This window comes from Haemophilus parainfluenzae, from assembly GCF_014931395.1.
Lineage (GTDB): Bacteria > Pseudomonadota > Gammaproteobacteria > Enterobacterales > Pasteurellaceae > Haemophilus_D.
The window spans coordinates 1,487,297-1,508,118 of record NZ_CP063120.1; the positions used below are offsets into that span (position 1 = coordinate 1,487,297).

General features: G+C 41.7%; 20 protein-coding genes. 13 read left to right on the plus strand and 7 right to left on the minus strand.

The features are described 5' to 3' along the window. The first annotated feature begins 52 nt into the window (after positions 1–52). Positions 53–970, plus strand: a complete 918-nt coding sequence (locus INP94_RS07445) for a LysO family transporter (RefSeq protein ID WP_197543183.1) — start codon at positions 53–55, stop codon at positions 968–970. Between the two features lie 78 nt (positions 971–1,048). On the opposite strand, the gene hypF is transcribed toward INP94_RS07445, so the two are convergent. After that, complete coding sequence (hypF, locus tag INP94_RS07450) at positions 1,049–3,316, minus strand: carbamoyltransferase HypF (protein ID WP_197543184.1); 2,268 nt, start codon at positions 3,314–3,316, stop codon at positions 1,049–1,051. A gap of 13 nt (positions 3,317–3,329) precedes the next feature. Then, positions 3,330–3,605, minus strand: coding sequence for a hydrogenase maturation factor HybG (hybG, locus tag INP94_RS07455; protein ID WP_005696275.1), 276 nt, complete (start codon positions 3,603–3,605; stop codon positions 3,330–3,332). 343 nt (positions 3,606–3,948) lie between these two features. Between hybG and INP94_RS07460 the strand changes: the two genes are divergently transcribed. From INP94_RS07460 to fdhF, 12 genes are all read left to right on the plus strand, one after another. Then, on the plus strand, positions 3,949–4,548 hold the full coding sequence (locus tag INP94_RS07460; protein WP_049357467.1) for a 4Fe-4S dicluster domain-containing protein: 600 nt from the start codon (positions 3,949–3,951) through the stop codon (positions 4,546–4,548). Between the two features lie 37 nt (positions 4,549–4,585). Beyond that, a complete protein-coding gene (gene hyfB / locus INP94_RS07465; protein ID WP_197543185.1) occupies positions 4,586–6,607 on the plus strand; it encodes a hydrogenase 4 subunit B in 2,022 nt (673 codons plus the stop codon). Between the two features lie 10 nt (positions 6,608–6,617). After that, on the plus strand, positions 6,618–7,580 hold the full coding sequence (locus tag INP94_RS07470) for a respiratory chain complex I subunit 1 family protein (protein ID WP_197543186.1): 963 nt from the start codon (positions 6,618–6,620) through the stop codon (positions 7,578–7,580). An 11-nt stretch (positions 7,581–7,591) separates the two neighbouring features. Next, positions 7,592–9,037 carry a hydrogenase 4 subunit D gene (locus INP94_RS07475; protein ID WP_193451658.1) on the plus strand — a complete coding sequence of 482 codons (1,446 nt, stop codon included), beginning with the start codon at positions 7,592–7,594 and terminating at the stop codon, positions 9,035–9,037. 15 nt (positions 9,038–9,052) lie between these two features. Then, the gene (hyfE, locus tag INP94_RS07480; protein ID WP_111304670.1) at positions 9,053–9,691 is read left to right on the plus strand and encodes a hydrogenase 4 membrane subunit; all 639 of its coding nucleotides are present in this window, start codon (positions 9,053–9,055) and stop codon (positions 9,689–9,691) included. Between the two features lie 4 nt (positions 9,692–9,695). Further along, positions 9,696–11,234, plus strand: coding sequence for a hydrogenase 4 subunit F (locus INP94_RS07485; RefSeq protein WP_111327629.1), 1,539 nt, complete (start codon positions 9,696–9,698; stop codon positions 11,232–11,234). 20 nt (positions 11,235–11,254) lie between these two features. Then, a complete protein-coding gene (locus tag INP94_RS07490; RefSeq protein ID WP_049365604.1) occupies positions 11,255–12,985 on the plus strand; it encodes a hydrogenase large subunit in 1,731 nt (576 codons plus the stop codon). A gap of 12 nt (positions 12,986–12,997) precedes the next feature. Next, positions 12,998–13,645 (plus strand): formate hydrogenlyase complex iron-sulfur subunit, encoded by a 648-nt coding sequence (locus INP94_RS07495; RefSeq protein ID WP_070583124.1) that lies wholly within the window; start codon positions 12,998–13,000, stop codon positions 13,643–13,645. Next, positions 13,642–14,418 (plus strand): NADH-quinone oxidoreductase subunit B family protein, encoded by a 777-nt coding sequence (locus INP94_RS07500; RefSeq protein ID WP_049365602.1) that lies wholly within the window; start codon positions 13,642–13,644, stop codon positions 14,416–14,418. The genes INP94_RS07495 and INP94_RS07500 overlap by 4 nt, the downstream gene beginning before the upstream one ends. Positions 14,419–14,462: 44 nt before the next feature. Then, the gene (locus INP94_RS07505) at positions 14,463–14,870 is read left to right on the plus strand and encodes a formate hydrogenlyase maturation HycH family protein (RefSeq protein ID WP_005696265.1); all 408 of its coding nucleotides are present in this window, start codon (positions 14,463–14,465) and stop codon (positions 14,868–14,870) included. Between the two features lie 25 nt (positions 14,871–14,895). After that, a complete protein-coding gene (gene hycI / locus INP94_RS07510; RefSeq protein WP_050854982.1) occupies positions 14,896–15,318 on the plus strand; it encodes a hydrogenase maturation peptidase HycI in 423 nt (140 codons plus the stop codon). A gap of 175 nt (positions 15,319–15,493) precedes the next feature. Beyond that, positions 15,494–17,653: a formate dehydrogenase subunit alpha gene (gene fdhF / locus INP94_RS07520; protein ID WP_232087420.1), complete on the plus strand. Its 2,160-nt coding sequence runs from the start codon at positions 15,494–15,496 to the stop codon at positions 17,651–17,653. A gap of 84 nt (positions 17,654–17,737) precedes the next feature. Here the strand turns inward: fdhF and INP94_RS07525 are convergent, their stop codons facing one another. Genes INP94_RS07525 through INP94_RS07545 form a run of 5 tightly spaced genes read right to left on the minus strand, consistent with a single transcriptional unit; the run spans position 17,738 to position 20,819 of the window. After that, entirely contained in the window at positions 17,738–18,379 is a 642-nt protein-coding gene (locus tag INP94_RS07525; RefSeq protein ID WP_197543187.1) for an energy-coupling factor ABC transporter ATP-binding protein, read from the minus strand. After that, positions 18,379–19,023 carry an energy-coupling factor transporter transmembrane component T family protein gene (locus tag INP94_RS07530; RefSeq protein ID WP_197543188.1) on the minus strand — a complete coding sequence of 215 codons (645 nt, stop codon included), beginning with the start codon at positions 19,021–19,023 and terminating at the stop codon, positions 18,379–18,381. The genes INP94_RS07525 and INP94_RS07530 overlap by 1 nt, the downstream gene beginning before the upstream one ends. After that, on the minus strand, positions 19,020–19,631 hold the full coding sequence (gene cbiM, locus INP94_RS07535; RefSeq protein ID WP_197543189.1) for a cobalt transporter CbiM: 612 nt from the start codon (positions 19,629–19,631) through the stop codon (positions 19,020–19,022). The genes INP94_RS07530 and cbiM overlap by 4 nt, the downstream gene beginning before the upstream one ends. A 1-nt stretch (position 19,632) precedes the next feature. Then, complete coding sequence (locus INP94_RS07540; RefSeq protein WP_197543190.1) at positions 19,633–20,136, minus strand: HI_1622 family ECF transport-associated protein; 504 nt, start codon at positions 20,134–20,136, stop codon at positions 19,633–19,635. Beyond that, complete coding sequence (locus INP94_RS07545) at positions 20,136–20,819, minus strand: DUF4198 domain-containing protein (protein ID WP_197543191.1); 684 nt, start codon at positions 20,817–20,819, stop codon at positions 20,136–20,138. The genes INP94_RS07540 and INP94_RS07545 overlap by 1 nt, the downstream gene beginning before the upstream one ends. Between the last annotated feature and the right edge of the window lie 3 nt (positions 20,820–20,822).

The window sequence follows — 20,822 nt, forward strand, 5'->3', positions numbered from 1 at the left end:
AGGGGAGAAAAGGGGTATGCTAGCTTCAATGGAATAAGAAAGGAGATGTACGATGCAGGATATGATAAATGGCTTATTAATTGTCTTAATACCGATGGTGTTAGGCTATTTATTAAAGGTCAATAATAAATCCTATATTGCAAAAATAAATCATATCGTGATGTTTTTGCTTTACATTATTCTTTTCTTAATGGGCTATTTACTTGGTCAGTTAGATGATTTAGAGCATAAACTGCCGATTATTGGCACAACTGCGGTGACGCTATCGGCGATCATTTTGGGATCCAATATGATTGGCTTGATGCTTTATGACCGCTTCAACCCAGCTGAGCCACTTAAATCACGAGGTAAAATTGATTCTCGCTGGCACTCCTTAATTGACTCGCTCAAACTTTCCGGCACAGTGGTGATCGGCACCCTTTGTGGTTTCTTATTCAAATCCTATCTCATGTTGCCTACTGGAATTAATCTGTATGTATTGATCGTACTGATTTTCTTTGTGGGGATTCAGTTAAGAAATAACGGCATTTCCTTGAAAGAAGCTCTGTTCAATAAACGAGGTTTCCAAACGGGGATGGTGTTTACTTTTACTTCATTACTAGGCGGTATCATTGCTGCTTTCGTTTTAGCGATGCCAATTACGCAAGGACTGGCGTTTGCCTCTGGAATGGGGTGGTATTCGTTATCCAGTGTAGTATTGACCAATGCATGGGGACCTGTACAGGGCAGTATTGCCTTTTTTAATGACTTATCCCGTGAAATTGTCAGTTTATTTGTCATCCCATTATTTATGCGTCATTTCCGTTCGACTGCAATTGGGATTACAGGTGCGACAGCAATAGATTGCACTTTGCCAATTATTCAAAAAGCGGGAGGTATTGAAGTCACGCCAATTGCGATTTCATTTGGTTTTGTAACGAATATTCTGCCACCGTTACTATTGGTTTTCTTTTCCAGTATTCCGCTATAAAAAAGAAATACAAAAAACAAAAGAGTTAATCGTTACTTTTCGATTAACTCTTTTTCTTATATTTAATATTAGAGATTATCAGTTTCTATGCATGGCAATAACTGCCTGACCTAAACTGAGTCCGCCATCACCCATTGGTAGTTTATGCGCACTTAGTACATGGAATTCGCTCAGATTTTCTTTTAATAATCGTCGTAGTAGTTGGTTATGCATCACGCCGCCAGATAGCACGATAGTACGACATTGATGTTCGCGAGCTTGGCTTGTTGCAAGTTCAGCAAAACCTTGAGCGAGAGCATAGTGAAAGGCGAAGGCTTTATCTTCAACAGGGGCATGGTAATTTAACCAACTTTGCCAGAAATAAGCCAAATCCACTTTATTGCCGATAAGTGGCATTTTTACTGGAATATTGACCTCATTTTGTGCTTGTGTCGCCAAAGATGAGGTATTTGCTAGTGCTTCTAAATGGCAGGCAGCTTCGCCCTCCCAAGAAACAATGGTTGGTGCAATACCGAGAGCATAAGCTACGGCATCAAATAAACGACCCGCAGATGATATAGGTGGGCAATTGAGTCCACGTTCAATGGCATTGACTAATATTTGCCAATTCGGTTCTGTACAGGTTTGGGTGAGAATTTCTTGCCATTGTGGCACAAATTGATGCAGGTGAGCCAGCCAGTTGCGCCAAGGTTGTTTAGCTGCAAGATCGCCTCCTGGCAGAGCCACAGCAGGCAGACCACCTAAATATTGACTATGTTGATAGTCAACGAGTAGACATTCGCCCCCCCAAAGTTGTCTATTTTCACCCATGCCGATACCGTCAAGTGCAAGACCGATTACAGGTTCATCGCAATGGTGTTCGGCCATTACGCTGACAATATGAGCATGATGATGAAGTACTTCGATTGGTGTGATTTGTTGCTGTTCAGCAAGTTGTTTCCCAATAGAAGATGAAAAATAGCCAGGGTGAGCATCCACCGTGATGATGTCTGGTTTAAATTGGTAAATCTGCTGAAATAATGCAAGGTTTTCACTTAATTGTGACCGCACTTGCTCGTTTGCTGTATCACCAATATGTTGGCTTAGTACGGCTTTATTGTGACGTAGTAAGCAGAATGTATTTTTCAGATCAGAACCCAACGCCAACACATTTTTTGTGCTTTGTGTTTCAAGTGGTATTTCATCTGGCACGTAGCCACGAGCACGACGTAGCGTTTCTAATCCATCGAAGGCAACACGAACAAGGCTATCATCGGCGCGTTGTAAAATATCGCGATTGTGGCAAAGATAAAAATCAGCCAAGTCAGCTAATTCTTCCACAGCATGTTCATTTTTCAATACAGGAGGTTGACCGCTTGCGTTAGCAGAGGTCATGACTAGCGGACGATTAACCGCACGTAACAACAAATGTTGTAGTGGATTACTTGGAAGCATGACGCCGATTTCTTGCAAGTTAGGCGCAATATTATCAGCAATATTGGGTACTTTATGTTTTGCTAGCAGTACAATCGGAGCTGCACTGCTGGTTAGCAATTCTGTTTCTTGAGAACTCAAATCCTGTAAAAACTGCAGATCAGGCACCATAATGGCTAATGGTTTTGTGGGACGATGTTTCCGTTGACGTAATAAATCAACCGTCTCTTGATTATTCGCATCACAGGCCAGATGAAAACCGCCTAAGCCTTTAACCGCGACGATGTGACCTTGTTGCAATAAAAGTGCGGTCTGTTTTAGCGCGGTTTCATGAGTAGCAAGGGTTTGTTCTCGATCTTGTAACCAGATATGGGGTCCACAGACTGAACAAGCATTAGGTTGAGCATGAAAACGACGATCAGCGGGATCTTTATATTCTTTTTCACATTGTGGACAAAGCGGAAAAACAGACATCGCCGTGTTTTTTCGGTCGTAAGGAATTGCCTTGATGATGGTAAAACGAGGACCGCAATGGGTACAATTGGTAAAGGGGTAGTGATAACGTCGATTGTTGGGATCGAATAAGTCAGCTAAACAATGTGGACAGGTTGCTGCATCGGGAATAATTTGCGTGTCCATTTGATTGTTTTCGCTTTCCCGGATAGTAAAGCTTGTTACTGTGGCTGCTTCAGGCCAATCTATGGTGCGCTGAGTAATGTCAGTAATTTGCGCTAGAGGTGGGAGTTTATTTTGTAGGTCGGATAAAAATTGCTCAAGTGCATTTGCTGGTGGAGAGACAAAACGAATTAACACGCCTTGTCCATCATTATTGACATCTCCATTTAATCCATATTGATTTGCCAGAAGCCAGACAAAAGGGCGAAATCCCACGCCCTGAACTTTTCCTTTTATGCGTAATTCGATCCCTTGCATAACGCAATCCTGTTTATTTTTGATTGAGACCAAGAAAATCGCCGACTTCGTGTTCTAGCTGGCTCATGGCAATTAAGGCTTCTTGAGTCTGTTTGGCTTCTTCTTCATCAATAATTGTCATGGCAAAACCCACATGTACGAGAACCCATTTGCCAACTAGAGGTTTTGGGTCATCCTGACAAATTAATGAAATATTAACTTCTCTTTTTACTCCGCAGACATCGACTACAGCAAGCTGTAATGCGCTGTCAGCTACTTGAATGATCTGTCCCGGAATACCTAAACACATAATCTGTCCTTAGTTAGAATGTTTATGAGATGAATTGTTTATTGTGAGGCAATAAACATACTGCGAAAAGAAATTTTATCACGTAACCATTTAAATTTGTATAGCGATATTTCAAATAGGGTGATGTTCATTTGTTGAAAATTTGTTCACATTTTTAACATAAAATTATTATGTTTCACCGTTATTTAACAGGGACATCACAGTAATAGAAAAACAATGGAAATCTTTTGATCTTAATCACAAATTTTCGAATTACTTCTTGAGCTTTACTTTTCGACAGGAGTATCCTTACTTCTAGAGTGGTTATTGTAGAAACGTTATTTACATACAAGGAGGGGAATGTATGAATCGTTTTGTAATCGGTGATCCGAAGGATTGCATTGGATGCAACACCTGTATGGCCGCTTGTAGCGAAGTGCATAAAGCTTTCGGATTACAATCTTTTCCACGTTTACAAGTCATGCGTAATGATGATGTAACCGTGCCAATTCTCTGTCGTCATTGTGATGATTCACCATGTGCTACCGTATGTCCTGTACATGCGATTACACATATTGATGACACTATTCAACTTAACGAAAGTCTCTGTATCGGTTGTAAACTTTGTGGTATTGCTTGCCCATTCGGTGCAATTACCCAACATGGTTCTGCACCGATTGACGCACCAACCTATTATGAGGGATTCTCTTTCACTGATGCGGTAAAACGAGATATTCGTACTGCACCAGATAATACGGATTTACACAATATGCTGGCATGGCAACCAGGCGTAAAAGCCATTGCTGTGAAATGCGATCTTTGCTATTTCCGTGAAGATGGTCCGGCTTGTGTACAAACCTGTCCGACCAAAACGTTATTTATTATTAGTGATGAGAGTATCAAACAGGCTAACGAAAGAAAACGTGAAATGGCAATGGTTTCTTCGCCTGCTATCCCAAGATAATTAGTGTGTTTTAACTTGTAATCAATGGAGTGATATTATGAGTTTACCTATCAATTTACTCATCACGACCCTGTTGATTTATGTCGTAGGTGCGTTTATTTCGCTCGCAGTGAGACGAAACGAACAACTTTCAATCAATATATCCGGCGTGACCGGTGTACTTGCTGGAGTGTTAGGTATTGTTGCCTGCATCCCCGTTCTGATCAGCAGCGACACAGTCGTTGATGTTTTCAAAACCCCATTTGAATTTGCCACGTTCTCCATCCGTATTGACGGATTGGCTGCGTTTATGGTGTGTGTCATTTCTTTATTAGTTATTGTGACCGCACTTTATTCTTTCTCTTATGTAAAAGAATACAAAGGTAAAGGCGCAGGTTCCATGGGCTTCTTTATGAATTTATTTATCGCTTCCATGGTTGCGTTAGTTACCAGCGATAATGCATTCTACTTCCTTGTATTCTTTGAAATGATGTCATTGGCATCTTATTTCTTAGTCCTTACCGAACAAGATGACAATGCCGTAAATGCAGGCTTGCTTTATTTCTTTATTGCGCATGCCGGTTCGGTATTAATTATGATCGCCTTCTTCATTTTCTACTGCTATGCCGGTAGTTTTGAATTTAGTGCATTCCGTCAAACCACTTTGCCGGCACCGCTTGCCTTTACTGCCTTTATTTTGGCATTTTTAGGTTTTGGCGCAAAAGCAGGTATGATTCCATTACACAGTTGGTTACCGAAAGCTCACCCGGCTGCACCTTCTCATGCATCCGCAATGATGTCTGGTGTGATGGTTAAAATCGGTATCTTCGGGATCATCAAAGTTGGTGTGGATCTTCTCGGTTCTACTAATGTTTGGTATGGCGTTATTGTACTTGCCTTTGGTGCGGTGTCTTCCGTGCTTGGCGTACTTTATGCCTTGGCAGAACATGACATCAAAAAACTCTTGGCTTATCACACAGTAGAAAATATCGGCATCATTATGATGGGTGTGGGCGTTGGTATGATTGGTATCGCGACACATCATCCAGTGTTGGCCACCGTGGGCTTACTTGGTGGTTTATACCACTTACTTAACCATGCTGTATTCAAAGGCTTGTTATTCTTAGGTGCAGGTTCAGTAATGTATCGCTTGCATACTAAAGACATGGACTTAATGGGCGGCTTAGGCAAACTTATGCCTTACACTGCATTCTGTTTCTTAATCGGTACCATGGCGATCTCTGCATTGCCACCGTTTAACGGTTTTGTCAGTGAATGGTTTACTTATCAATCTTTATTCACCTTAAGCCAAAGTGATGATTTCGTATTAAAACTTGCCGGTCCGATTGCCATCATTATGTTGGCATTGACTGGTGCGTTAGCGGCACTTTGTTTCGTGAAAGTGTACGGTATCAGCTTCGGTGGTGCACCACGTAGTGAAAAAGCAGCTAATGCACGCGAAGTACCAAAACCAATGGTGATTGCCATGGCAGTGTTGGCGTTATGTTGTGTGTTATTAGGTGTGGGCGCATCTGTTGTAACGCCAATAATTGCGAAAATTTCGACCGCACTTGCTCATAGCGAACCGTTAATGTTGGCTCAAAATGGAGTAGTGGTTGCACAAGCTGAACCGCATACTGCACTTTCAACACCAATGGTGACTATCATGTTATTGGCATTTTTCTTCTTGCCATTTAGTTTCTATGCGTTCACCAAAAATCAACGTTTATCCGATCGTGCAAAAGGCAATCCATGGGCTTGTGGTTATGCTTATGAACAAGATATGGCTGCCTCTGCAGGTAGTTTCACTCGTCCATTACGTACGATTTTCAAATCGCTTTATACCTTGCGTGAAGTGTTGGATCCTGCACCTTTAGGTGATAAAGGCATCCAAGCGGTAATTAAAGGCGCAACAAAAGCTGAACCTTTCTGGGAAGAAAAAATGACGATGCCTATCGCTCGTTTTATTCCGTGGTTAGGAACAAAAATCCAATGGTTGCAACAAGGTGACTTCCGTGTGTACTGCGTGTACTTCGTGATTGCCTTGGTGGCAATACTACTTTCCATTGCGTTGATGTAGGAGGTTGAAGATGATTACGTTACCTTCAGAAATTGCAACATCTGCCGGAATGTTTGTTTTTGCCATTGTGCAAGCCTTGATTTTGCTTGCCCTTGCACCGTTATTTTCCGGTATTTCACGCATGATCCGAGCACGAATTCAATCTCGTCGCGGTCCGGGCGTGTTACAAGATTATCGCGATATTGCGAAATTAATGAAACGTCAAAACATTTGGCCTGACAATGCGGGTTGGGTTTCTAAAGCGATGCCTTATGTGTTAATTAGCACCGTGATGGTGGTCGCTATGAGTTTGCCTTTATTTACTCGTGTTGCACCATTTGGCGCTGGCAGTGATTTAATCACCGTGATTTACTTATTCGCCTTGTTCCGTTTCTTCTTTTCAATTGCGGGTTTGGATTCAAACAGCACATTCTCAAGTTTAGGGGCAAGTCGTGAAGTCACATTAGGTGTCTTAGTAGAGCCAATTCTCATGTTGGCATTCCTTGTCATTGCGTTAATTGCCGGTTCAACCAATTTTGCGGTTATCGGTAATGCACTTTCCGAAAACACTTGGCAATATCCAATTGCGACAGTGATTGCTATCGCTGCAGCATTCTTCGCCGTATTTATTGAAATGGGTAAGATTCCATTTGATTTGGCGGAAGCGGAACAAGAGTTACAAGAAGGTCCATTGACTGAATACTCTGGTCCGGCACTTGCCTTATTAAAAGTCGGCTTAAGCTTAAAATCAATGGTTGTAGCATCTATCTTTGTGAGCGTGTTGCTTCCGTTTGGTATCCCGACAGAGATGAGCTTAAGTGCGGTCATTTTAGGCGGTGTTTTATTCTTCGTGAAATTATTAGTGGTGTTCGTATTGGCTTGTGTCTTTGAAAACACACTTTCTCGTACCCGCTTTATGTTAACAGGACGTTTAACCGTGGTCGGCTTCGGCATTTCTGTGTTGGCGTTTGTATTTTACTTCACTGGGTTGTAAGGAGGACAAATATGGAACGTTTAGCTCTGATTACAATCATTTTACCTTTCGTAGGGGCGTTTATTGTCGGTTTGAACAAAAAACATTTTGCTCAAATTGCCACAGTATTTGCTGCGCTTGCTACGCTGGGAACCTTGTTAGTCGCAAGACAATGGTTTGCCGATGGTCATCAAAGCGTCACTTATGACATCGTCGCTTTTGATAAAACCGCGATCTTTGGTGTCACTCTTGATGCTGTCAGTACATTAATTGCCTTTGCCGTTGTGGCCTTAGGTTTCTTAATCTGCTTATATTCTTGTGGTTACTTAACCGATAAAAACCGTGAACACCCACATAATGGGTTACCACGTTTTTATGCATTCTTGCTCATCTTTATCGGTGCCATGGCGGGCTTGGTGTATTCCTCAACTTTAGCAGGACAATTATTGTTCTTCGAAATTACTGGGGGATGTTCTTGGGCATTAATCAGTTATTACCAAACACCAAAAGCTCAAGCAGCCGCAATGAAAGCCTTGATTATCACCCACGTGGGGGCAATTGGGTTATATATTGCCGCAGCCTATTTATTCAGCCAATCAGGTACTTTCTCTATCACTGCGTTAGAACATTTAGATCCGAGTGCGAAAACCATCGTGTTATTTGGTGTGATGTTTGCTGCGTGGGGGAAATCAGCACAATTACCAATGCAAATTTGGTTGCCGAATGCGATGGAAGCACCAACACCGGTGAGTGCGTATTTGCACGCCGCATCAATGGTTAAAGTTGGGGTGTATATCTTCGCTCGTTCTGTTATGTCTGCTGGTGAGATTCCACATATTGTGGGTGAAGTCGGCATCATCATGGCGATGATTACCTTAATTTATGGTTTCTTGATGTACTTGCCACAAACTGACTTAAAACGTTTATTGGCGTATTCAACCATTACCCAACTGTCTTATATTTTCATTGGGATTTCTCTTGCTGCATTAGGCTCTAAATTGGCCTTTGTGGCAGCGATTAGCTACATCTTCAACCATGCTTTCGCGAAAAGCTTATTCTTCTTGGTCGCAGGTTCATTAAGTTATGCGACAGGAACTCGTTCTATGCCGTTACTACAAGGCATTATGCGTACAATGCCAGTGGTAGGGGCAGGATTTGGCGTAGCCGCGTTAGCGATTGCTGGGGTGCCACCGTTTAACGGATTCTTCAGTAAATATCCATTATTTGCGGCCGGATTTGAATTAGGCCATGAATATGGCTGGATTACTTGGTTAATGGTGCTTGCTTTAGTTGAATCTACCGCGACATTCGTATGGTTGTTGTATAAATTCGGACAATGTGTCATCGGTAAACCATCAGAAGCGGTTGCCAATGCACAACCTATACCATTCTCTATGCGTTTCGTGTTAGTTGTATTAATGGTGATGTCCGTGGTGTCCAGTTTTATCGCCGCATATTGGTTAGGTTTGGCTGGTTAGGTTAAGGAGGAATCTATGTTAATGATAAATGGACTTGCGTGTTTACTCATTATTACCTCTCTTTGCGTAATTATGGTTCGAACCGCCAAAAAAGCTGCGTTATTTTACAGTTTGCAATCATTGGTGTTGGTATTACTGTTTGTCTATCTTGCCAATGAAATGCAAGCCCATGAACTTTATATGTGGTCAATTAGCGCATTTATTACCAAAGTGGTTTTGGTGCCAGCAATTTTAATCTATGCGATGAAAAAAGTTGATGAAAGTCAAACTCCAGCTGGAATAAATGTCTCTTGGTTGATCCCGATCACAGCAGTGATAGTTACATTGTGCTACTTTGTTGTTGTCCCAATCGATTTACCGTTGGTTGCACATCTTAAACCAGCATTATCAGTGTCATTAAGTCACTTCTTATTAGGTTTAGTATGCATTGTTAGCCAACGCAATATCGTAAAACAAGTATTCGGTTATTGTTTGATGGAAAACGGTTCTCATCTCACATTAGCCTTATTGGCAAATAAAGCACCTGAGTTAGTGGAAATCGGAATTGCCACAGATGCTATTTTTGCCGTCATCATAATGGTGGTGTTGGTAAACAAAATTTATCGTACATTCCATTCATTAGATGCAAAACAACTTATGAGTTTGAAGGGGTAACGCTATGTATGAACAATGGATAATCGCGTTATTAATCGCACCTTTAGCAATATCACTTGCCAGTTTCGCTTGTAGCGTGACAAAAGCACGGACAATTTGTACCGCACTTCATGTTACAGGTTTGATTTTGATGTTAGCATTTGCCTTACAAGTTATTAATGGCGTGCTAACTCAGGGGGAAATCAGTGCATTAAATAACTGGGTTTACATCGACAGTCTATCTGCTATTTTCTTAGGTCTTATCGCTATTGTCGGAACATTAGCCGGTATTTATTCTATCGGCTACATTGGTACGGAATATTGTGAAGGACATCTTGATTTGAAAACATATTGCAATTATTACGGCTTTTTGCATTTGTTTTTCTTCACCATGATTATTTCTGTGATCACTAATAATGTGATTTTGATGTGGGCAGCCATTGAAGCCACCACATTAAGTTCTGCATTTTTGGTCGGCACATACAAACAAAAAACCTCTCTTGAGGCAGCATGGAAATACATCATTATTTGTTCAGTTGGGGTGGCGTTTGGATTGTATGGCACAATTTTAACGTTCTCTAATGGAACAAATCTTTTAGCAGATCCAAGCCAAGCTATTTTCTGGACAGAAATCAATCAACAGGCAGCGGGTTTGAATCCAATGCTCATGTATCTTGCTTTCGCCTTTATTTTGGTTGGGTTTGGTACTAAATGCGGTCTATTTCCAATGCATACTTGGTTGTCTGATGCACACAGTGAGGCACCAAGTCCAGTGAGTGCGATTCTATCTGCTGTATTATTGAATTGTGCCATGTTGGTGGTATTGCGTTATTACATCTTAGTTTCTAAAGCAGTCGGTTCTACATACCCGCAAACCTTATTGTTGGTATTTGGTTTACTCTCTGTATTAGTGGCGGCGTTGTTTATTATCGTCCAATTCGACATCAAACGTTTATTGGCATATTCCAGTATTGAAAACATGGGGTTAATTAGCTTTGCCTTTGGTTTAGGTGGCCCAATCGGTGTATTTGCGGGTTTATTACATACCATCAACCATAGTTTAGCGAAAACCTTGTTATTCTGTGCTTCAGGTAACATATTATTAAAATATAAAACCCGTGATATGAACCAAGTACGTGGTTTATGGCGTGTCGCACCAATGACGGCGGTGTTATTTGCCGGTGGTGCGTTAGCACTAGGTGGTATCCCACCATTTAACGTGTTCGTCAGTGAATTTAGTATTGCTGTTGCCGGTATTTACGCAGGTAAAACTTGGTTAATGGTGTTCTGTTTAATTTTACTCACTATCGTGTTAGCTGGATTGTCTTTAATGGTATTAAAAACCGTATTAGGCAAACAACCGGATAATGTTGAAGTGGGGGATGTGAACAAAGTTTCACTCGTGGCGATGGCAATTTTATTGTTATTCATGTTTATTATGGGTATTCATATTGCCGAACCAATTTTGCAGTTATTAAAAAGTGCGGTCGGAATTGTACTCGGATCTGAACAAGTGTCTTTTGGTGAAATGTTAGTTTTACCTTGGCAAAGTTTAGCGCAATGATCGACAGGAGGGATAAATATATGGAATTAACTAAAAATACATCAGTCGATCCAGCCAAAATGATTGGCAAAAATTACATTGAAGCAGTCAATGCAAAATTTCCAAATACCATTTTGGATGAGGAGTGGTCAACACCAAATCAGGTTACACTTACCATTAAAACCAATATGTTACCTGATGTTGTTGAATACCTTTATTATCAACATGAAGGTTGGTTACCTTTGGTATTCGGGAATGATGAGCGTTCAATTCATGGCAACTATGCAGTGTACTACGTGCTTTCCATGGAAGGGGAAGTGAAAACTTTTATCACCATTAAAGCCTTAGTTGATCCTGTGAGCTTAGAATTTCCGTCTGTGACACCAAAAGTCAAAGCGGCGGTTTGGGGCGAACGTGAATTATTCGATATGTATGGTTTGAAAGCCGTCGGTTTACCTGACCAACGCCGATTAGTGTTGCCAGATGATTGGCCGGATGATCTTTATCCATTACGTAAAGACTCCATGGACTATCGTTTACGTCCCGATCCGACAACCGCGACAGAAACATACGAATTTATTAACGAAAAAGGCGAAGCACGTATCGTTCCACTTGGCCCGTTACATATCACTTCTGATGAACCTGGACACTTCCGTTTGTTCGTGGATGGGGAAGATATCATTGATGCGGACTATCGTTTGTTCTATGTGCACCGTGGTATGGAAAAATTGGCGGAAACCCGTATGGATTACGACCAAGTTAACTTCCTGGCTGACCGTGTATGTGGAATTTGTGGTTTCACACATAGTGTGGCCTATGCTAATTCCGTCGAAAGTGCTTTGGGGATTCAAATTCCAAAACGCGCTGAATGGATTCGTGCGATTTTATTAGAAGTCGAACGTTTGCACAGTCACTTATTAAACTTAGGTCTATCTAGTCACTTTACCGGCTTTGATACTGGCTTTATGCAATTCTTCCGCGTTCGTGAGAAATCTATGACCTTGGCAGAAGTGCTAACCGGTGCACGTAAAACCTATGGTATTAACCTTATCGGTGGTGTGCGTCGTGATATGTTGAAACATCAACGTGAGCAATGTATTAAACTTATCGGTGAAATGCGTGAAGAACTCAAAACCTTAACCGATATTTTATTGAATACACCGAATATGGAACAACGTACGGTGGGTGTAGGTGTCTTGGCAAAAGATATCGCTCGTGACTTTAGCCCGGTTGGGCCAATGATTCGTGGTTCTGGCTTTGCTCGTGATGTGCGTAAAGTACACCCATTCTCCGGTTATGGCGATATTCCTTTCAATCTCTTCACTGAAGCCAATGGTGACGTGTTATCTCGTGTGAAAGTGCGGATTAATGAAGTGTTTGAATCCATGAATATCATCGATTACATGGTGGACAATTTGCCAAGTGGTGAAATCTTAAAAGAAGGTTTCAATTATACGCCTGGACGTTTTGCTTTAGGGATTACCGAAGCTCCACGTGGCGAAGATATTCACTGGTCAATGCTAGGAGACAACCAAAAACTTTTCCGTTGGCGTTGTCGTGCTGCCACTTATGCTAACTGGCCAACCTTACGCTATATGTTGCGTGGCAATACAGTGTCTGATGCACCACTTATTATTGGTAGCCTTGACCCTTGCTATTCTTGTACCGACCGTGTCACCGTGGTGGATGTGCGTAAACGCAAAGCGAAAACCGTAGATTATAAAGAGATTGAACGCTACGGTATCGAACGTAAAAATTCACCATTGAAATAGGGGAGGCGGAATATGTTTAAATTACTAAAAACGGTATTTAAAGCAGGTGATGTCACCACCAAATATCCGTTCAAACCTTATGAAGTCGATGAGGATTTTAGAGGTAAACCGGAACTTAATTCTGATCAATGTATTGTCTGCGCGGCTTGTACCATTGCCTGTCCAGCTAATGCGTTGACCATGAGAACGGATCCGGTGACAGGTGACCGTACCTGGTCATTATTTCTTGGTCGTTGTATTTTCTGTGGTCGTTGTGAAGAGGTTTGTCCAACCAAAGCCATTCGCTTGTCACAAGATTTTGAATTATCAGTGACCAATAAACAGGATCTTTTCCAAGAAACAACCTTTGCAACAGTAACTTGTCAGGAATGTGGTAAACCGTTTATTTCTTATAAAGAATTGAATTACACTATTGATTTATTCAAACAAACTTTGGATAAACCTGAATTAGTGAAACAAAAATTGGCGGAGTTGCATACTTGTCCGGTTTGTAAACGTCAGCACAGCTTAGAAAAAACCGCGAATATGGAATCCAATATGCGGATGAAATTAATCGACTTTAAAGAGCCGGTTCGCTTGAATTTCAAAAAAGCGCTCGAGCAACGAGAACAAAGTGCGGTTGATTTACCTAACGTTTTAGCAGGAGGCGAAAGACGATGAACACACAAATTCCAATGCCGGTCAATGGCATATCAACACCGTTTAGTATTGATGAAAATATTGCCAAAATGAAACAAACGTTGCTGAAAGATATTCAACGTTCAGCTTACGTTTATCGTGTGGACTGCGGCGGTTGTAATGGGTGTGAAATCGAAATTTTCAGTACCATTACGCCAACATTCGATGCGGAACGTTTTGGTATTAAAGTGGTGGCTTCACCTCGTCATGCGGACATTTTATTGTTCACTGGTGCTGTTACCCGTGCGATGCGTACGCCAGCAATGCGTGCTTACCAAGCTGCACCAGATCCAAAAATCTGTATTTCTTACGGGGCTTGCGGTTGTGGCGGTGGTATTTTCCACGATCTCTATTGTGTTTGGGGCGGTAGTGATCAAATTGTGCCAATTGATGTGTATATCCCTGGCTGTCCTCCAACCCCTGCAGCGACCATTTATGGATTTGCGGTAGCACTTGGTTTACTTGATCAAAAGCTTAAAGGTAAACAAGAAAAAGCTGATCCTAACGCTGAAGCTAAATTGCGTTTCCCAACCATTCCGTTGGATTTACGTATTAGCCTTGAACGTGAAGCACGTCGTCTTGCCGGTTATCGTCAAGGCGGTAACATCGCTAACCAATTTATGGCAATGATGACAGAAAATGACAAAGTGCCATTTGGTGTACGTTTAGGTGAATACCTAGAACGCGAAGCCGATCCGCGTTTAAGCGAAATCGTCAATCGTTTACATGCGATTAGTCTGCCGTTTTCGGGATAATTAATGATGGGGCAAGTGATTGCCCCTATAAAAATGGGAATGTTATGACAACGAAAGTCTTTTTCTATTTATTAAACGAACGTTTCGTCGAAAACGATGAACAAGTGCCAGAGCAAGCAAAACAGGTGATGTATTACTCTTTGGCGATTGGTCACCATGTTGGCGTAATTGATTGTTTTAAAAAATTACTGGTTTGTGACTACGATGCTTATCAACGTTTTGTAGATAGCTTTCCAGAAGGGGATGCTAAACGTAAATTTGCCGGCTTAATGCGATTCGGTGAAATAGTGATTGATTCTAGCCATGTCAATTTATTGGCGAAAGCGATGGATGAAAACAAAGCCAATTTCACCCCAGAACATCAAGAGTGGGTCGAAATCCTGATGGATACGTTAGCATCGATTCAGCGTGAACCAGTGATGTATATTATGGTGAAACGTCGTGACGAATAATGTGATCTTAACCGTTGGCAACAGCATGATGGGGGATGACGGTGCAGGCCCTTATCTCTATCAGTTATTAAATGAAAATCCATTGCCAAATTGGACCGCACTTGATGGTGGCTCAGCACCGGAAAATGTTGCACATATTGTGCGAGATATGAAACCCGATTTGCTTTTAATTTTCGATGCGGCTGATATGGAATTAGCACCGGGCAAAATCCGAATCATTGAAAAAGAGAGCATTGCTGAAATGTTTTTCATGAGTACGCATAATATGCCGCTCAATTACCTCATTGAACAACTGGAACAAGATATTAAACAAATCGTTTTTGTGGGGCTTCAACCTGATCTGGTTTCCTTTGGTTTTCCAATGACAGAAAGCGTAAAAGAGTCTGTGCAATTTATGTATGATTTTTTAAAAGAGGGAAGATCGCTTGAAGAGATTCCTGTTTTGTAAAAAAGTGGGGGGATTTCTAAAAATATTTTTAAAATATGACGAAAACCTGTTTTATATCAATAAATCCATGTTTTTTGTAATACTATAAGTTGATTTTGGGTGTAATATATACCCAGAATTAATTATTCTAATTCTATCTCTAACCTCGTGTTGTATCTAAAATAAGGACGTTACTATGGCTATTAAAAAAGTAATTACCGTATGTCCGTATTGTGCCTCAGGTTGTAAAATCCATCTTTTGGTGGAAAACAACAAAATTGTGGGAGCTGAAGGTGCAAACGGCAAGACAAACGAAGGGGAGTTATGCCTAAAAGGATATTATGGCTGGGATTTTGTGCATGATACAAAAATCCTGACTCCTCGCCTAACTCAACCGATGATCCGCTACAAACGTGGCGAACCATTCACACCAGTGAGCTGGGAAGAAGCGATTTCTTACACAGCAAAACGTCTCAGTGAAATCAAAGAAAAGTACGGTAACGAATCAATTATGGTAACGGGCTCTTCCCGTGGCCCAGGTAACGAAGTGAACTTCGTTATGCAAAAATTCGCCCGTGCGGTATTAGGAAATAACAACATTGACTGTTGTGCGCGCGTGTGACACGGCCCTTCTGTAACAGGTCTGCTCAAATCGGTCGGTAACGGCGCAATGTCCAACTCAATTGTTGAGATTGAAGATACCAAATGCGTATTCATTTTTGGCTATAATGCCTCCACTTCACACCCTATTGTGGCGCGTCGGATTAACCACGCCAAAGCAAAAGGGGCGAAAGTTATTGTTTGTGACCCTCGTAAAATCGAAACAGCCCGTATTGCGGATATTTATGCGCCGCTTGCTAACGGGTCTAACGTAGCATTCTTGAATGCTATGATGAATGTGATTTTAGAAGAAGGATTACAAGATCAAAAATTTATTGATGAACACACCGAAAACTTCGATGCGTTCTATGAAACCGTGAAAGCTTATACACCGGAATCCACACAACATATCACAGGTATTGAACCTGAAATGTTGCGTGAAATTGCCCGCACTTATGCGAAAGCGGAAACAGCTACTATCTTATGGGGTATGGGCGTTTGCCAATTCCGTCAAGGTGTAGAAACCGTACGTGCATTAGCAAGTTTGGCAATGCTTACCGGTAACTTAGGTAAACCAAATGTTGGGGTGAACCCAGTACGTGGTCAAAACAACGTACAGGGCGCGTGCGATATGGGTGCATTATTCAACACATTACCAGGCTATCAAAGTTTTGCTGACCCAGAAACTAATGCAAAATTTGCGAAAGCTTGGGGCGTGCCATCTATTCCAACCAAACCAGGTGTGCCGTTGAGTGAAGTGCCTGAAGCAATCATGGAAGATAAAATTAAAGCATTCTATATCATGGGTGAGGATACACTACAAACTGAGCCTGATATTAATGCGGTTAAAAAAGCCTTCGAGAAAGTTGAACTTCTCATTGTTCAAGATATCTTCATGACTCAAACAGCCGCAGAAGCAGATATTTTATTGCCTGCTACTTCTTGTGCTGAGCATGAAGGTGTGTATAGTGCCGCTGACCGTGGTTTCCAACGTTTCTATAAAGCCGTTGAACCAACTGGCGATGTCAAGGACGACTGGGTGATCATTAGCGAACTTGCTACAGCAATGGGCTACCCAATGCACTATAACAATACCAAAGAAATTTGGGATGAACTTCGTTCACTTTGCCCAATCTACAAAGGGGCAACCTACGAAAAAATGGAAGGCATGGGCTATATCCAATGGCCATGTACTGACGAAGGCCCTGAAGATCAAGGTACAACATACTTGTATAAAGGCCAAATCTTCGACCGTCCGAACGGCAAAGCAGAGTTCTTTGCGTGCGACTGGGAACCACCGATGGAAGATCTCTCTGAAGAATTCCCATTGATACTTTCTACAGTTCGTGAAGTTGGTCACTATTCTTGCCGTTCAATGACAGGTAACTGCCGAGCTCTTGCTGCACTTGCGGATGAGCCGGGATTCGTACAAATGAACGATCAAGATGCCAAAGAATTGGGCATTAAAAACAACGACTTGGTTTGGATTGCCTCATCACGTGGTAAAGTTATTTCTCGCGCAGATGTGAGCACGCGTACTAACAAAGGCGCTTGTTATATGACCTATCAATGGTGGATCGGTAAATGTAACGAATTAACCGCTGAACATTTGAACCCTGGTTCTAGAACGCCGGAATACAAATATAGCGCGGTTCGTATTGATAAAATCGAAGACCAAGCCTGGGCTGAACGCTATGTGGTAACTGAATACGCGAAATTAAAAAATCGCTTAAAAGAAACCGCACTTGTGGCTTGATTAGCGTCATAAATGAATGACGGGCGAACTTAAATGGTTCGCCCGTTTTTTATTGAATTATTTCCGTACGCATTATGAGTGCATTTAGCCATCGTTATCCGCAGCTAAAGATAAACAGGAATCCGCAAGTGTTTCACTAAAGCGTAAATCATGTGAAGCAATAAGCATTGGCAACTGTAATTCGCGTAAAAGTGCGGTCAGTTTGGCGATATTTTTTACATCCAGTCCATTCGTTGGCTCATCTAATAATAATACTTTGGGCTGCATCGCCAGTACGCCGGCTAGCGCAGTAAAATTCTGTTCACCTCCAGATAAGGTATTCACAGAACGATCTTTTAACCCAACAATATTTAGGCGTTCTAATTGTTGTAATGCAATTTGATAGGCCTCATCTCTGTTCAATCCTTGATTGAGAGGACCAAAGGCCACATCATCAAGTACAGTTGGGCCGAAAAGTTGATCGCCGGCATGTTGGAAACAGATGCCTACCTTTCCACGTAGTGGCACAAAATCTTTTTCTTGTCGACATACATTACCGAACCAGCGAATTTCTCCTTGTTGGTGAGGTATAAAACCTAATAGACAGTGTAATAAGGTTGATTTCCCACAACCAATATCACCTTGTAAAAAAAGACGATGGCCTTCAGGGAGTTCAAAAGAAAGGTTATCAATAATCACACGCTGATCGCGCATGATTTGTAATTGTTTGACTTCGAGGACGTTCATCAAGATTTATCCTGTGTTCTTTTCACATCATGCAGCTGAAAGCCACGAGCTTTTAGCGCCATTTCTGTTTTTTCTGCTTTAACGAGTGCATGAATTAATAATAATGCCACACGCTGCGCGGCGATAAATAAGGTTCTGCCATTAAGTTTTGGCTGGTAGCCACGTGCTCGCATTGCCATATCCATCTTTTTATGTACTTCACTGAACACTGAAATATAGCGAACAGTGAGAACAAATAGGTGAAGTAGTTTTTCAGGTAATGGCAAACGGCACAATGCCTGCAATAAAAGGCTCTCGTTCATATCTATTAACAAGAGTCGAGTTAAACTTAAAATCAAATTGAAACGTAGCGTGATGAGCATTGCAAGCTCAGTCCCTACTGGAGTTAATGTTAAACCTTGTTCGGTGATTTTCCAGCTTAAGGTCAACCAAACAAGCAAAGTGAAAAAATTCAGTTTTAGCCAATATTTGAAATAACCGGCAAGGGATTTCCGATAGCGTATTAGTGCAATAAGTAATCCGCCGAATACGATAAGATTAAGGATAATAAGCGTTGAAATATGTGTCATTGTGCTGACGATAAGTCCACATAAAAACACATAAATTAATCGCAAGTGCGGTTGAAAAATAGCAAGGAAATTCATTTCACCACACTGAGCGCTGTTGGATACATTTTGTTTAACAATAAGACCACACCAACACTGACGATACTGTCGATAATAAATACGGGAATATGTGATATCACCAGAAGCATAATCAGGTCGCTATAGGCTTTACCGCCATCTATAGCCAAGACCAAAGAAGCGAGCAAGGCTGAACCGCCAACGCCGATCACGCCAGCACCAATACCGGCAGTAATTTGAGTGCGATGGGAATTGTCATGTTCAAGTCTTTTTGCAAATAGCCAATGTACAAGAAGGGCAGGTAATGCCATTACGCATAAATTGACACCTAATACGGCAAATCCACCAAAGGAAAAGAGCAGGGCTTGTAGGACTAATGCGATTAAAAAAGCAGGAAAAACCGCCCAGCCAAGAAACAGGCCGGCCATGCCGTTTAAAATGAGATGCACGCTACCAATGCCTACCGGTACATGAATGGTTCCAGCAACAAAAAAAGCAGCAGCAAACAATGCTGTTAGCGGCAATTGCTGCGAATTGAGACGTTTCAGACCAATCATTACGCAGACTAATGCGACAGCTGCACCACCAAGCAGTACGGGTGTATGCAACACACCTTCCGATAAATGCATATTATCTTTCCTTAGATTGCGACGCACGCGTCATCTTTGAGGCTCTAATCAATGCCCATAAGCCAAAAATACCAACAATATAGCCGATACCGCCAATAATATCGTGCAGGTAAATTTTGTCTTTTAATTTAGAAATATCTTCGCGGACCAACATCAATGCATTGTCACTGTTATTAGTGGTTTGCGCAGATACTCTGTTGGCAACAATTGAGGCTCGATGTCCTTCTTCACCTTCTATCACTACTTTAATGGCACCTTCGGCAGCCGTATTGATCGGATAGGCAAATTGCCCATCGCGATCCGTTTTACCTTCCAATAGAGGGGAGTCCTGACCAGCTTGCAAAATCTCCATATAGGTTTCTGCCGCAGGGGTCATGTCGGAATAATAGGCTTTGCCAGAAACTGTGCGTCCATCATATTGTGCAAAAACATGCAGACTATGAGCCAATGCTGATGGTGCGCACAGCCAGGTGAAAAGTGCGGTTAAAAATACAACTCTTTTCATTATTTCGCGTCAAAAGTTAGCATATATTCAACACTACGTTTGTTATAGTCAGGATTGTCTTTAACCGGCTCGTCAAATTCAGCCCAGACTTTGTTATAACCCGCTTTAGGGGTGAATTGTGCAATACCTTTTTCATTGGTTAAGTTGAATGGGTGATCTTCGCCTAAACCCACTTTGATGCCTTGCACAGGTTTACCTTTTACTAACACGAGAATATCGAGTGGTTGTCCCGCTTTCGGTTCACTTTGTGGGATCAATTCATAATCCATGTTGTGTGATTTATTTGCTTGTGCATCCCAGTGTAAAATCGCTTTGCCGAATTTGACTGGATTAACACTGAGTGCAGCTTCAGGTGCTTGCTGTTTGGTTTTTTCGACATATTTACCGCTTGGCAATTTTGACCAAACGCCATTATCAAAGCGAATAAATGCGATGGCAGCATCAGGTGCAGCAAAGTGTGCTTCGCCTTCTTTAAAGTTTACTGTGGCATTTTGCAATTGACCTTTCGCATCAAGTAGGCGTACAGCTTTTAATTTGCTTTGAGGATAGGTTTCGGTTTCCTCATGACCAAATTTAACCACATATTGCCCTTTTACATCCTTAACGGGCTCCAACCAAACATTATGTGCATTAGCGAGTGAAGCACCGAATAGTGCAGTGATAAGTAATGCTGTTTTTTTCATGGA

Coding starts and splice junctions, on each gene's coding strand:
- INP94_RS07445 (WP_197543183.1), top strand. CDS start 53: ATGCAGGATATGATAAATGGCTTATTAATTGTCTTAATACCGATGGTG.
- hypF (WP_197543184.1), bottom strand. CDS start 3,316: ATGCAAGGGATCGAATTACGCATAAAAGGAAAAGTTCAGGGCGTGGGA.
- hybG (WP_005696275.1), bottom strand. CDS start 3,605: ATGTGTTTAGGTATTCCGGGACAGATCATTCAAGTAGCTGACAGCGCA.
- INP94_RS07460 (WP_049357467.1), top strand. CDS start 3,949: ATGAATCGTTTTGTAATCGGTGATCCGAAGGATTGCATTGGATGCAAC.
- hyfB (WP_197543185.1), top strand. CDS start 4,586: ATGAGTTTACCTATCAATTTACTCATCACGACCCTGTTGATTTATGTC.
- INP94_RS07470 (WP_197543186.1), top strand. CDS start 6,618: ATGATTACGTTACCTTCAGAAATTGCAACATCTGCCGGAATGTTTGTT.
- INP94_RS07475 (WP_193451658.1), top strand. CDS start 7,592: ATGGAACGTTTAGCTCTGATTACAATCATTTTACCTTTCGTAGGGGCG.
- hyfE (WP_111304670.1), top strand. CDS start 9,053: ATGTTAATGATAAATGGACTTGCGTGTTTACTCATTATTACCTCTCTT.
- INP94_RS07485 (WP_111327629.1), top strand. CDS start 9,696: ATGTATGAACAATGGATAATCGCGTTATTAATCGCACCTTTAGCAATA.
- INP94_RS07490 (WP_049365604.1), top strand. CDS start 11,255: ATGGAATTAACTAAAAATACATCAGTCGATCCAGCCAAAATGATTGGC.
- INP94_RS07495 (WP_070583124.1), top strand. CDS start 12,998: ATGTTTAAATTACTAAAAACGGTATTTAAAGCAGGTGATGTCACCACC.
- INP94_RS07500 (WP_049365602.1), top strand. CDS start 13,642: ATGAACACACAAATTCCAATGCCGGTCAATGGCATATCAACACCGTTT.
- INP94_RS07505 (WP_005696265.1), top strand. CDS start 14,463: ATGACAACGAAAGTCTTTTTCTATTTATTAAACGAACGTTTCGTCGAA.
- hycI (WP_050854982.1), top strand. CDS start 14,896: ATGATGGGGGATGACGGTGCAGGCCCTTATCTCTATCAGTTATTAAAT.
- INP94_RS07525 (WP_197543187.1), bottom strand. CDS start 18,379: ATGAACGTCCTCGAAGTCAAACAATTACAAATCATGCGCGATCAGCGT.
- INP94_RS07530 (WP_197543188.1), bottom strand. CDS start 19,023: ATGAATTTCCTTGCTATTTTTCAACCGCACTTGCGATTAATTTATGTG.
- cbiM (WP_197543189.1), bottom strand. CDS start 19,631: ATGCATTTATCGGAAGGTGTGTTGCATACACCCGTACTGCTTGGTGGT.
- INP94_RS07540 (WP_197543190.1), bottom strand. CDS start 20,136: ATGAAAAGAGTTGTATTTTTAACCGCACTTTTCACCTGGCTGTGCGCA.
- INP94_RS07545 (WP_197543191.1), bottom strand. CDS start 20,819: ATGAAAAAAACAGCATTACTTATCACTGCACTATTCGGTGCTTCACTC.